Annotated in this window: 13 protein-coding genes; 2 read left to right on the top strand and 11 right to left on the bottom strand. The window is 38.6% G+C overall.

All coding sequences use genetic code 11. The features are described from left to right. Positions 1–108: 108 nt before the first annotated feature. Together IGI79_RS01025 and IGI79_RS01020 are read right to left on the bottom strand one after the other, a co-directional pair. Entirely contained in the window at positions 109–1461 is a 1353-nt protein-coding gene (locus IGI79_RS01025; RefSeq protein ID WP_438845611.1) for a UDP-N-acetylmuramoyl-tripeptide--D-alanyl-D-alanine ligase, read from the bottom strand. A gap of 197 nt (positions 1462–1658) precedes the next feature. Then, the gene (locus tag IGI79_RS01020; RefSeq protein WP_019722696.1) at positions 1659–2726 is read right to left on the bottom strand and encodes a D-alanine--D-alanine ligase; all 1068 of its coding nucleotides are present in this window, start codon (positions 2724–2726) and stop codon (positions 1659–1661) included. Positions 2727–2904: 178 nt separating this feature from the next. On the opposite strand from IGI79_RS01020, the gene IGI79_RS01015 reads away from it, so the two are divergent. Beyond that, on the top strand, positions 2905–4650 hold the full coding sequence (locus IGI79_RS01015) for an ABC1 kinase family protein (protein ID WP_066026491.1): 1746 nt from the start codon (positions 2905–2907) through the stop codon (positions 4648–4650). Positions 4651–4830: 180 nt separating this feature from the next. On the opposite strand, the gene IGI79_RS01010 is transcribed toward IGI79_RS01015, so the two are convergent. The 9 genes from IGI79_RS01010 to IGI79_RS00970 all read right to left on the bottom strand — a co-directional run bounded on the left by IGI79_RS01010 (position 4831) and on the right by IGI79_RS00970 (position 12017). Continuing rightward, the gene (locus IGI79_RS01010) at positions 4831–5196 is read right to left on the bottom strand and encodes a DUF2512 family protein (protein ID WP_010734357.1); all 366 of its coding nucleotides are present in this window, start codon (positions 5194–5196) and stop codon (positions 4831–4833) included. 174 nt (positions 5197–5370) lie between these two features. After that, complete coding sequence (locus tag IGI79_RS01005; RefSeq protein ID WP_438845610.1) at positions 5371–5817, bottom strand: YaiI/YqxD family protein; 447 nt, start codon at positions 5815–5817, stop codon at positions 5371–5373. After that, positions 5798–7171 carry a hypothetical protein gene (locus IGI79_RS01000; RefSeq protein WP_438845609.1) on the bottom strand — a complete coding sequence of 458 codons (1374 nt, stop codon included), beginning with the start codon at positions 7169–7171 and terminating at the stop codon, positions 5798–5800. Before IGI79_RS01000 ends, IGI79_RS01005 begins: the two co-directional genes overlap by 20 nt. Before the next feature lie 434 nt (positions 7172–7605). Next, complete coding sequence (locus IGI79_RS00995; protein WP_438846059.1) at positions 7606–8094, bottom strand: GNAT family N-acetyltransferase; 489 nt, start codon at positions 8092–8094, stop codon at positions 7606–7608. A gap of 25 nt (positions 8095–8119) precedes the next feature. Further along, complete coding sequence (locus IGI79_RS00990) at positions 8120–8722, bottom strand: TVP38/TMEM64 family protein (RefSeq protein ID WP_010734362.1); 603 nt, start codon at positions 8720–8722, stop codon at positions 8120–8122. Positions 8723–9054: 332 nt separating this feature from the next. After that, positions 9055–9684: a uridine kinase gene (udk, locus tag IGI79_RS00985; RefSeq protein ID WP_010734363.1), complete on the bottom strand. Its 630-nt coding sequence runs from the start codon at positions 9682–9684 to the stop codon at positions 9055–9057. Between the two features lie 83 nt (positions 9685–9767). Beyond that, positions 9768–10463, bottom strand: coding sequence for a YjjG family noncanonical pyrimidine nucleotidase (locus IGI79_RS00980; RefSeq protein ID WP_010734364.1), 696 nt, complete (start codon positions 10461–10463; stop codon positions 9768–9770). 441 nt (positions 10464–10904) lie between these two features. Beyond that, the gene (locus IGI79_RS00975; protein ID WP_019722690.1) at positions 10905–11216 is read right to left on the bottom strand and encodes a type II toxin-antitoxin system RelB/DinJ family antitoxin; all 312 of its coding nucleotides are present in this window, start codon (positions 11214–11216) and stop codon (positions 10905–10907) included. Positions 11217–11300: 84 nt separating this feature from the next. Then, positions 11301–12017: a 16S rRNA pseudouridine(516) synthase gene (locus IGI79_RS00970; protein WP_066025319.1), complete on the bottom strand. Its 717-nt coding sequence runs from the start codon at positions 12015–12017 to the stop codon at positions 11301–11303. A gap of 321 nt (positions 12018–12338) precedes the next feature. Between IGI79_RS00970 and IGI79_RS00965 the strand changes: the two genes are divergently transcribed. Further along, complete coding sequence (locus IGI79_RS00965; protein ID WP_438845608.1) at positions 12339–12950, top strand: 50S ribosomal protein L25/general stress protein Ctc; 612 nt, start codon at positions 12339–12341, stop codon at positions 12948–12950. Positions 12951–13154 lie beyond the last annotated feature (204 nt).

The raw sequence follows: 13154 nt of genomic DNA, 5'->3' as shown, positions 1-13154 counted from the left end.
ATGACATCTGGCTTTCGCATTTCATCATCAAGCCAGTCCAATTTCTCTTCATCTTTCGGCAATAGGTTATTCTAGCATAATTTATTGTTTTCTGCAAGTTTACAGTTTTTATTTCATTTCTTGTAGTCGTTCGACCACTTCAATCAAGCCCATACTATTACTACCTTTTAGTACAATCGTGTCATTTGGCTGGATCTCAGCAATCACCGCTGCAATCAATTGCTCTTTATTTTCTTCAGTATAATAAACCGGCAAATCAGGATATTTCTGAGCCAAAGCATCTTTTAACGCCTGCATTTCTTTTCCATACAAAAAGATCATCGAGAAGATGTCTGAAGAAATATGTTCACTCATTGAAGCATGCATGAGAGGCGAGTCTACTCCTAGCTCCAACATATCGGCTAAAACGGCAAGTTTTCGTCCCGCTGCTGGGAGGCTTGCTACAGTATCTAAGACTAATCCCATAGCTGTAGGATTGGCATTATAAACATCACTTAAGATCGCTGCCCCGTTTCCAGCAGTCAGCCATTCTGTTCGATTTTGTGTCACTGAGACAGTTGCTAGACCTCGTCGGATTTCCGACAGAGACAACTCGAAAAACTGCCCGATCGCATAAGCAATCAGCGCGTTCGTCACATTATACTTACCAGGTAAAGGGATCGTGAATGATTCGCCTTCAACGATAAATGTCGTTTGTTGCTTTTCTTCGATGATTTGTTGTGCAGAAATATCGCCTTGTTGGATTCCAAACGTCTTGATTTTTTGAGACAATGGAGCAACCAACGGTTCTAGCAATGGTTCATTATTCGGTACGATCAATAATCCGTCTGGTAGCAACCCGTCAGCAATTTCCATTTTTGCTTTGGCGATACCTTCTCGTGACCCTAAATTCTCGATATGAGCCTCACCGATCATCGTGATTGCTGCAACTTTTGGTTGTGCCAGCAACGAGAGTTCCGTAATTTCATTGGCATGATCCATTCCCATTTCTAAAACGATTTTTTCAGTATCTTGAGGCATATGCAAGATCGTATAAGGCATGCCAATATTATTATTGTAATTTCCTTGTGTTTTATAAGTTTTATATCCTTGCGCTAAGACAGAAGCTGTTAGATCCTTTGTGGTCGTCTTCCCATTACTACCGGTAACAGCCACTACATCCGCCCCAACTTTTTTCAAATAGTATTGCGCCAACTCTTGCATTGCTTTTAAAGGATCAGAAACTGGTATGATCTCGATCCCCTCTGGTGCCTTTTCGGCTGCCCAACTCCAAAAAGAAGCAACTGCCCCATTTGCGATAGCTTGTTCAATAAATTCATGCCCATCTCTTGCGCCAGCTAAAGGAACGAACAAATCGCCTTTTTTGATTTTGCGGCTATCAAATTCTACTCCTGTGATTGATTGGGTCGACTCATGATGACTGCCAACTGCTTGAGCAATTTCTTGTATTGTTATGTTCATCCATTTTCTGTCCTTTCGATTTAGACCAGTAGTCCTATAGGAATAGGAACAAAAAAGGTGGTGAAAATCGCCAATACTGATAGCGTCGAATAGTAAAAATCTTTCGCTTTCAATCAGTACCAGATGATCATCCACAACCTTTATTTTGCTATACATACTACTTCGACACATTCATACTTGTGCTGATTACGTTTCAATTAGTCAAAGAAACTTTGTCTTTGATTATAACGGTTCAAGCCTAATTGGATCAACTCTTCAATCAAGTCACCGTATTTCAAGCCCATATTTTCCCATAGCAATGGGTACATGCTGAATGCTGTAAATCCAGGCATTGAATTTAATTCATTAAGGAATAATTCATTTTTATTCGTCAAGAAGAAATCACAACGGCTCAAGCCACTTCCACCTAACATCGTATACGCTAATTTTGCGTACTCTTGTGCTTTTTGATGGACTTCTTCTGGTACTTCTGCTGGAATCTGCATCTCGATGCGATTATTGATGTACTTCGCATCATAATCGTAAAATGCCACGTCTTTTACCACTTCACCAGGCAAGGTCGTGCGGACGTCTTCATTTCCTAAAACAGCGACTTCGATCTCCCGTGCTTCGATTCCTTGTTCAACGATGGCACGTGAATCGTATTGGTAAGCTGTTGCTAAGGCATTCTGTAATTCTTCTCGATTTTCAGCCTTAGTGATCCCCACGCTTGACCCCATGTTTGCTGGCTTCACGAACATCGGATAAAGCAATGAGCCTTCACATTGGTCAAATACCTTTTTAGGATTTTCTTTCCATTGATTCTTCAAAACTGGAACATAAGGTACTTGCGGTACACCGGCTGCTTGTAAAATATATTTTGTCATGATCTTATCCATGGCACAAGCACTCGTCAGTACACCCGCACCGACGTAAGGCATATTCAAGGTTTCCAAGAATCCTTGGATCGTGCCATCCTCGCCATTTGGACCGTGAAGAACTGGAAAGACGATGGTTCCTTCTTCTTTGATCTCTCCTGGATTGATGACAGTACCCGTAAATCCTTCTGTCATTTTCCCACTTGGGTCCCACGTCAAGTGCAATTCTTCTTCACTTGTAGGTTTTTCAGTCAACAACGGGCCTTTGACCCATTGGCCGTCTTTACTAATAAATACGAGCTGTACTTGATAATAAGCATAATAAATAGCATTTAAAACGGAAAACGCTGAAAGAATCGAAACTTCGTGTTCCGCACTGCGTCCACCATATAATAAAGTAATCTTCAAAAGATTTTCCTCCTGTATTCGATATCATTCATTTTTACTTCATATTTTAGCACAAAAACAAAAGATGCAAACAGCTTATTTGAAAAAAGGTGAGGCACATGTCATTTTATTCAAAAAACAGCGGAATAGTTGTCGCTTTTTTTCTTTATCGTTATGATAAGAGAAAGGAGGCATAGTTATGACCAAAACTACTTCTCGAAGCCGTTTAACAGAAATCATTCACGTATTCATCAAAGAAAATGTTCTGCCTAATCTGATCCAACAAAAAAATCCTGAACAAGTAAAAAAAGCCTTTGAAGAACTTGGCTCAACCTTTATAAAAATTGGGCAAATGCTTTCTGTCCGTGATGACTTACTCTCTGCTGAGTTTACTAAGACATTCAAAACATTGCAAGACAATGTACCAAGTGATCCCTTTGTCACGACGAAAAAAACGATTGAACAGGAATTAGACGCATCCTTAGAAACGATTTTTACTAGCTTCAATAAAGCACCTTTCGCTTCTGCCTCTATGGGTCAAGCACATCGTGCAACGTTAAAGAATGGCGATGCAGTCGTTGTAAAAGTCCAACATCCAAATATTGCGAAGGAAATCATGATGGACTTACAGTTATTCGAACGGGCGATTCCTTTGATCAAATATATTCCTGAAACAAGCGTCATCGATTTAAAAGGCGTGTTGCAAGAAGTCAAACGTTCATTGACAAACGAATTGGACTTCTACAAAGAAAGTCAAAATGGCGCACGTTTCTATGACCTAAACAACCATTGGTATGAAATTAGATCCCCTAAAATCTATGAGGCACTTTGCACAAAAAAAGTTATTGTGATGGAAGAAATGTCTGGAAAGAACTTCAACCAATTGATGAATCTTGAAGAAACGGATGAACGCCTCATTGAGACACTTACGAATACTCAATTGAAACAACAAGTGGCTAAACGATTGATCGAACATTTTATGAAGCAAATCTTTGACGATGGCTTTTTTCATGCCGATCCACATCCTGGGAATTTATTGTTCCATCCTTTAAGCGTTGAAGAACTTTCAGAAAATGTAACGACAGACACAAAAGAACACCAAAAACAACTAGGCTCGATTTCTTTCAAAACGACTGCTACTGTCACTGAACCATTGCAACCATATACAATTAGTTATATTGATTTCGGTATGATGGGCAGTCTCTCCGCTTCGCTAAGACAAAAGCTGATGGAAATCGTTTTAGCGATTTATACACGAGATATTTACCGTATTGAAAAAGCCGTCATCAACTTATGTCAACAAGAAGGGCCTTTTGATGAAAGTGAATTCCATCAACAACTCGCTAGCTTTTTGACGCAATATTTAGACCTCCCCCTTGAAGAAATCGACTTGCAAGAAGTCTTTGCGCAGATCGTCTCGATTTGCCATCAGAACAACTTACAAATCGATCGTGATATCACGTTATTGCTTAAAGCGTTTAGCACATTAGAAGGAGTGATTCGTGTCCTTGATCCTGAAGTATCTTTGATGGAAGTCGCTACGCCCATTGCACAACGATATTTCTTAGCACATCTCTCTGTCGAAGATACCTTGAAGCAAGCGGGCTTAGATATACTCGATGGTATCAAAACCGTACCGAAAATCCCGCAACAAGTCTATCACCTTCTAGAAACTTGGCGTTCTGGACAAGGAAAAATCAATTTGGAACTAAAAAAACAAGACCAACTGATGAACCGGATCGAAAGTATGGTGAACCGTTTAGTATTTGGTGTGATACTCGCCGCATTGATCGTCGGCTCTTCGTTGCTTGTCCAAGCTGCACCAGACGACCAAATCAATTTTATTACACTATTAGGTATATTCACGTATACGATCGCAGCTGTGGTCATTCTCTTTTTAGCCATTGATACACTGATCAACTATTATAAAAAAAGACGAAAATAAACGAAAACATCCCAAAATATGAAACTATTTTCGGATGTTCTCGTTTATTTTTTTAGCTGTGTACTTTTGACACAACCTCATTGCTTGATGATGAGAGTTAAGGATACGCACTATTCCTGTTTTTTAGTCTGTAGCCTTTTACTCCCTATCTATTTGATAATTTTAGCTTTTTTGGTTTGATTATTTCATTTTTCGTTCATCTGGTACGATTCTTTGCGAGAGCAACCACTTATGGAAGAACCATTCAGCGATCCCGATCAATACCGCCGGTACTAAAACCTTCATCCAAATATCCGTCATATCGTTCATAAAATAAAGATATAACCATAGAATGGCTGCAGCTGAACCAGCATCTGCAATTGTAGCCGCGATATTTCCTACTTTTCGTAAAATCAATAAATCACCTAATACATAGATCATGACAACAATGATTACTCCGACAATCGTTGAATCCATGAAACTAACACCATACAGTCCCGTTAAAACGATCCACAAAATTGCCCAAATCATGATTGCTTTTACCACCAACGCCTTCACATGTTTCATTTTCTGCACTCCCTTCTTTTTTGGTTAAAAATATATGATTATATAATTAAATAATCTTCATAATTATATCTTTTGTTATAGAATCAATCAAAGATATCGTACTTATTTTAGCAATAAAAAAGAGGAACACTGCTTCTGTTTAGTTAGAAGCAATGTTCACCTATTATATTCTATTCAAATTTCTTCAAGCGCTCGGATCAACGCTTCTTTGAACCTTTGGTGATCTCCATGAGTGAAAGGCTTCGGCCCTTTCGTCCGAATGCCCGCTTTTCTCAACTTACTGCTTTGATAACGTTGTTCTAATAATCCATCAATGTTCGTGGTATCAAATTCCTTCCCCGATTGATGAAAGACTCGAACACCTTTAGGTAAGACCAATGAAGCTAAGCCATAATCTTGAGTGATCAAAAAATCACCTTTTTTGATCAGCCCGACGATTTTATAATCTGCACTGTCTGCCCCTTTATCGACATATACAAACTGTACATAGCTTGGATACTCTTTATTGGTATAGTGATCGACACTTGTCACGATCATCACCTCTAATTGAAAAGATGCCGCAATTTCAATCACATCATTTTTCACTGGGGAGCCGTCACCATCAATGAATATTTTTTGCATGTTCTTTCCTCCATAAAAGATAGACAGCGATTACTCCAAGGATCAATACACTGACATTTATCCATTTTACATAAACTAACAATTGGATCATCGCGTTTGGTACGCTCAGGCTACCAGTCAGTTGGAGCAATACACTCACAGGTTCGTCCAACCATCGTGCCATCACCAACAGCAATGACATCAATAAAAATTGATGGGTCACACTTCCTTTGTTTTGTGTCGTAAACTTTTTGATCACACGATTATCCATCGGTATTTCTGTATCGATCTCATAATACGTACGATTCAACCAACTACCTACTACCGCGTGCCAAAAACTTAATAAGAACAAACCAACCACAAAGCCGATTTGTGGAAGTAACAGAACCATCAACGAACTAACTAATCCGGCTAATTGAATGAGGACTGGTTCGATCGTGGGAATCTGGATTGCTTGATTGCCAATGATTTTGGCTAACACCATGCCTGCAATATAAGGTAAATACATATATACGCCTAAATAGTCGAAACCATAGACGCGGCCGATATAAAGTGTCCCGAATAAAAAAAGAAAATTACCTAACATGCCATTCAGAAAAGTAAAACTATTTAACCAAGTGGGTAATTTCCACTGCTTTCTAGCCCTTCCAAGATAAAAAGCTGCAAATAGAAACAACAGCATAAATCCATAGATTGCTACGTCAAATAATGCAGGATCAATCAACAAACGAGCATTTCTCAAAAGAAACAACAAAACGAAAAAGCCGATAAATAAAAGCAACTCTTTGGTCACTACCACATTCGACTTCATCTCTTTAAAATCCAATTCATAGCGAGGATAATGACTGATCGTATGGTATGCCATAATGTAGAACAATGTATATAACGCTAATGTCATCACGACTTGCGTCGATCCGGGAAGCTCGATCACCCGAAACAAAACAAGCAACAACAGGATCGCAAATGGAAATTTATTTGCTGACATGTTCGTGAATCCCTGTTGTTTTTCATGGTAATTCACTGTGATATTTGTGGGGATCAGCCATGCCGCACTTAGTCCTAAAAGTACACTTGACAGATAATACAGCGGGAAATAAAGGACGCCAAAAATCCCGATCAACGAACCTGCGCCACCCATCAATAAAGAAATCATCAACAAGGTATAACTATCCAGACCAAAACGAATACTATTAACTAAAAACAGACCTGTCATCCGAAAGGTATAGAACAAAGTGAAGGGTAAAATCGATAACCATTGGTTCCCATCACTCAAACTTAAAAATAAAAGATACGGCACCAAGATAACCGTATTACTCAAAATAAAAGGTGTCGTCTGGGTAAAGTTCCGCCCAAATCGTTTGATTTTATCAATCATCTAAAAACTCCTTACGTGTTAAACATGAGTTACTTGTCATGTCAACGCATCATCTCTATAAGCATACCCACATGTCTGTAGGTACAAAACTGATTATACCATAGGAGCAAAGCAGCCAACACCCTATAGAGGTTGTGAAAGCAGCCCACTGATCCGCAGCCAACCGATAGACAAAAAAACAGGAACTCCACAAAATTTGACTAGCAAATTTGGGAATCCCTGCTTATTTTTGAGTGCTGAACATTTTTGTTCGCCACTCACTGGTGCCTGAAAGAATCAGACAGACAAGTCCTTCTCCACAAAAGTCTTGTCCAGCACGCCTACATCCGGTAGGTGATCCGTGGATCATGTGCCGCCAAAATCAATTAGACCTCTAACGTTCAGAGATCTTCTCGACCCGTCGCATAACGTATACTTTAACACAAGCAACCATTTTATGCGAGTCTTTTTTTCATTTTATAATCAACCATTTGAAATCCTTCGCCGATATCGCTGATCAATTCTCCCTCAATGACAAATCCCTGATGTTGATAGACTGCGATTGCTTGTTGATTTCCTTGATTGACACGCAAGAAAATCTCCTGTGCTTCTGTTTCTTTTGCTAATTGTTCGTACCAACGAAAGACTTCTGAGGTCAAACCTTTCCCTCGTACGTCTCGAAGAATATAGAGTTTACTTAAATAGATCGAAGAACCCATCTTTTCATAAGCAGTATAGCCAATCGTTTTTCCCTCTAACTTCAATAAGAAATAGTTGACCCCTGCTGCACATTCTTTTCCGATCTGTTCTTTCGATTGATACGTCTCCAACATATAAGCGACTTGCTTTTGACCGATAATCGACGTAAAGGCTTCGGGCCATACTTCATGGATAACTGTCACGAGTTCATCGAGTTCTTTCTCAGTTACTACTACTTTCTCCAACATTTTACTTCCTCCATTCAATGAACTAAAAATGCCCTTGTGCTTGCTGGAATAAAAACAACATGATCATACTATATACAGCGACCGACCAAGGTTTTAAAAGAATAACAATTTGCATGTATTCTCTAAATGAAAGCTTCGTCAATCCAGCGACGAGACAAATCAAATCATCTGGCGCAAAAGGTAAAAGTAAAGTAACGATCAATACCTTTTTGATATTGTTTGTTTTTTCAATGACTAGCTGTTCAAATTTTTGAAATTTTTTTGGTGATAAGATAAAACGGACAAAACTCGTACCATAATAACGCACGAATAAAAAACCGATTGCTTCACCAATAATCAAGCCAATACAACTATACAGCAACCCAAAGACATTTCCAAACATCAACATCCCTGCAACAGAAGAAATCCCTCCTGGCAGAATCGGAATGATCACTTGGATGATTTGGATAAGAATAAATAAAATGATCGCATAGCTCCCAAACTGTTGCATGAATTGTTGCAAAGAATCTGCCGATTGAAAGATGCCATGTCGATAGCCATACATGATCAATATGAAAAAAATACTTAATCCAACGAGTGGTGCGACTTGGATGGTTCTATGTACCCATGTTTTCTTCTCAGCCATACGCTTCTCCTACACTTTTCATTTTTCTATGTTTCATAAAAGAACAAGTAACGAACAACGACAAAATCGTCGTATGCAACTTCGACCAACAGAAGCTTGATCCTCTTGTGCCTCCTAAGCCCGAATAAAAAACGTGAAGTAGCTCCTTCAGAAATAAGCGTGAAATCCCAAAAATTTGAAGAAAAATTTTCGGTTTTTCACGCTTATTTCTCGGATTTGAGCACTTCCTTTATGGCTGATTACCCGCAGAAGTTACTTATAAAACGCCGTTTATTTGGTTTTAGAAGATAGGCATAACGGCTACTTCAGTTCTAACACCTGTTCTTATCTTTTTACTGGTGATTCAAAAAACTAGCAACTTTCGTTGTGATCAAGTCGATAGCTACGTGATTTTCGCCGCCTTCTGGAACGATAATATCAGCGTAACGTTTTGTTGGTTCAATAAACTGATGATACATCGGCTTAACGACTGTTAAATATTGTTCGATCACAGAATCTAAGGTACGGCCGCGCTCTTCCATATCACGTTTGATCCGGCGAATGATCCGAATATCATCGTCTGTATCTACATAGATCTTGATATCCATCAAATCACGTAAACGCTCGTCTTCTAAAATCAAGATACCTTCCAAAATAATCACTTCTTTTGGTTCTTGGATGATGGTTGCTTGACTTCTCGTATGGGCAACATAATCATAGACTGGTTTTTCAATGGCTTCATAGTTCAGTAGTTTTTCAACGTGCTGGATCAGCAGTTCATTATCAAAGGCAAAAGGATGATCGTAGTTTGTATTCAACCGTTCTTCAAAGCTAAGATGACTTTGATCTTTATAATAAGAATCTTGTTCAAGCATCATGATGGAGTGGTCTGGAAAGTGACTAAAAATCCCTCGGCTGACGCTTGTCTTTCCGCTTCCCGATCCGCCCGTCACACCAATGATAATTGGCTTGCTTTTTGTCATTGACTAAAACCTCTTTCATATCCGTTTTTTCATTCTAATCTATTATAGCGAAAAAAAAGGAAAATGCACTATTTTTCTGAAAATTAATGAGGTGAGATTTCCAAGAGCGGGTAAAGTTCTTCTAAAGAATCAATCCGATAGGTTGGTTGGATCTCTGGTATTTCAGGCAACTTGTTTTTATTGAACCAGATCGTATCGATCCCTGCTTCATTTCCACCTTTGATATCAGAAGTCAGTGAATCACCGATAATCACCGTTCGTTCTTTGTCCAACTCAGGAATATTAGCAAACACGTGATCAAAAAAAGCCTTCATTGGCTTTTGTGCGCCAATCGCTTCTGAGACAAAAATTTCTCGAAAATAATGAATCATCCGAGCATCTGTTAATCGTTGATGTTGGGTTTGAGAAACCCCATTCGTCACTATATAAAGTTCTGCTTCACTTGACACTGCTTCCAGTAATTCATGGCTTCCAGGAATCCAATGATGGCCCTGATTCAAATAATGTCGATAACGTTGATCCATTGCTTGGCTATCTACGGTCTTGCCGAACTGTTGGAACAACAGACCAAAGCGGTTGCCTGTCACTTCATCTCTTGTCATCTGCCCCTTTTCGAATTCTCGCCATAAATGATGATTCAATGCTTTATAACTTGTTCTGATCTCTGGTGTCAGTTCAATGCCTTGTTCCGCAAACAATTGGTGCAAGGCTTCTGTTTCTGTTTGTTGAAAATCTAACAACGTATCATCTACGTCGAATAATAATGTATGATATTTCATCTGATTCTCCTATTTCTTCTATATTTGATATTTCGTTTATTTGCATTTTCATGGGTTGTTGATTGTTTATCTATAAAAGAAATAAACAAGTGCCTTAGAACCGCCGGCTGTGCACTTGCTTATTAAATGACACTAAATCATTTTAGAAAGTCCAATAATATCTTCTTCTGAGAAATGTCCAATGACTCTGTAGGGATTGAAATTACTCTTCAATTCAAATCGGTTTCCTGTATCTACCCAAGATTTCTTGTTTAATCTTGCAGAATCTAAGTCTTTTATTTCATAATATCGCTTTTTGATCGCCTTTGATTTATTCTCATATTTACTTGTAATAGGAAGAATCAAGAATGAATCTCTGCTTCGAACACGGATAGCAATAGCAGGACGAGTTCCCCCCCACTGCCATCGTTAAAGGGAATATAGATCAAGAACACGTCATGACTATTCATCTAGATCTCTCGTCCATGACACTAGATCTTCGTGGTCACCGCTATTTTCTGGCGGATTAGTTTCAACAGACTCTTCCGCAACTCTCATTAACTGCAGTTCAACCTTCTCTTTACTTGTTAAAGATAAATCAAATGGAATTTCTCCTCTGGCAGCTACCCTTTTATATAAAGCAGTGATTAAGATTGATGGATTTACTCCTAATGAATCTAAAATGCTTTCGACGTCAGTAGCTAGATTCTTATTGATATTCACTTGGACTTTCTTTTTTTCGTTGGTTTTATTTTTTTCTTTGATTTCAGACATAGAACATCACCTCTCACTCCTATTTTACTCCTAATAGGAGTGTAAAAAAAATTCATTGAATGAACGATCAATTCATGATTATTACTATTTAAAATATTTTTTTAATTTTTTTAGTTCGTCTAACGTCAATGAGCGATAAGATCCTTCAGTCAAATGCGGATCTAGTTGTAAGGGGCCCATGCTGATACGTTGTAACGCAGTCACTTTTTTTCCACAAGCTAAAAACATCTTTTTCACTTGATGGAATTTTCCTTCTTGGATCGTCAGTCGTACGATACTTTGATCTTGTTGGATATCCAAGACTTCCAGATGGGCTGGTAAACACTGATAGCCACTATCAAAGATGATCCCTTTTTCAAAAGCAACTTGATCAGCTTCTGTCACTTGTTCATTGACGACTGCTACGTATGTTTTCTTCACTTTCTTCTCAGGCAGTAACATTTCATAGCCTAATTGTCCATTTGAAGTGATTAGCGATAACCCTGTTGTATCACGATCTAATCGCCCCACTGGATACAAAGGCTGGGTGCGGTCGGCTGAAGCCAACAAATCGATAACAGTCGTTTTGTGAATGTCCGTCACCGCTGTTACTGCTCTTTTCGGTTTATTCAGCATAAAGTATACTTCATTTGTATGTAGCTTTACGCCATCCACTTCGATACAGTGGAGCAAACTATCCACATTACGATTTTGTTTCTGTTCCACTTTCCCATCGATACGTACGAGTTTCATCGCAAAAAGTCGTTTCATCTCTTTACGTGATGTTTCTAATTCTTTTTCTATTAATTTATCTAACCGCATAACTGCTTCCTTTCCTAGCTACATAAGCATTATAACCTGAATCATACACCATGCAAAATGGAAACGCTAAGTTGTTTCCTTGACTTACTCAGTGAATCGCGTTACGGTTAAAGAGTAAAGTGAATTGGATTTCTCATACACAGCGTAATGACCTGGTGGAGAAAAGTTGAATCCTGACTTTTTAAGGGCAGATGCGCGCATCTGTCTTTTTGCGTTTTTTCGCGCTACCTGATAATGTGCAAGAGACCATGTGACATTCACTTAAATAAAATCTGTCTGACACCAAAGCAGACAGTCACATTTTAAGGAGGAATTTTGGTTATGTCAGTATCATTAGAAGTAAGTAAAAGAGAAGTACGTCCCCGTTCATTGAGAAACAAATTGCGTCATGAAGGAAAAGTTCCTGCAATCGTTTATGGCTACAATGTAGAAAGCACGCCAATTTCATTTGATAGTGCGACATTTAGTAAAGTATTGCGTGAGAATGCCGCAAACACAGTTATCACAATGAACATTGAAGGAAAAAAAGTCAACACACTTGTTCATAAAGTCCAATCAAACACATTTACCAACCAATTAGAACACGTGGAATTCCTATCTGTTAATATGACAGAAGAAACAGAAGTCGAAACAGAAGTTGTCCTTGTCGGCGAATCTACTGGTGTAAAATCTGGTGGTGTATTGGCTCAAAACCTATATACCGTGATTGTTTCTGCTACGCCAGATCAATTACCAGAAAACATCGAAGTGGATATCACTGATTTAGCATTAGGTGATTCGATCACTGTAGCGGATCTACCGAAAAATGACGCATACACGATCATTACTGATGGAGAAGAACAAATCGCCGCAGTTGTTGCACCAACAGAAGAAGAAGAAGAATCAACTGGTGAAGCAGCAGAACCAGAAGTGATTGGTTCAACTGAAGAATAAACGTCTTTTGATCAACGAAGCAGTGACTTGTGTCATTGCTTCGTTTTTTTTAATTCCCACTTAAAAAAAAATTGTTTTAAGAATGGTATATTCCTATTTATCAACCCTTATTTGTTTTTTTGATAAGCGCAAAAACCCTTATATAATAAGGTTTCTTGAAGTCCTCTTAAAAGTTTCTTATACTTTGAAAAAAAGTATGCAAAT

It is taken from the genome of Enterococcus sp. AZ084 (assembly GCF_051714905.1).
In the GTDB taxonomy this organism is placed as follows: domain Bacteria; phylum Bacillota; class Bacilli; order Lactobacillales; family Enterococcaceae; genus Enterococcus_B; species Enterococcus_B pernyi.
This window is presented reverse-complemented; position numbering and strand designations above follow the sequence as displayed.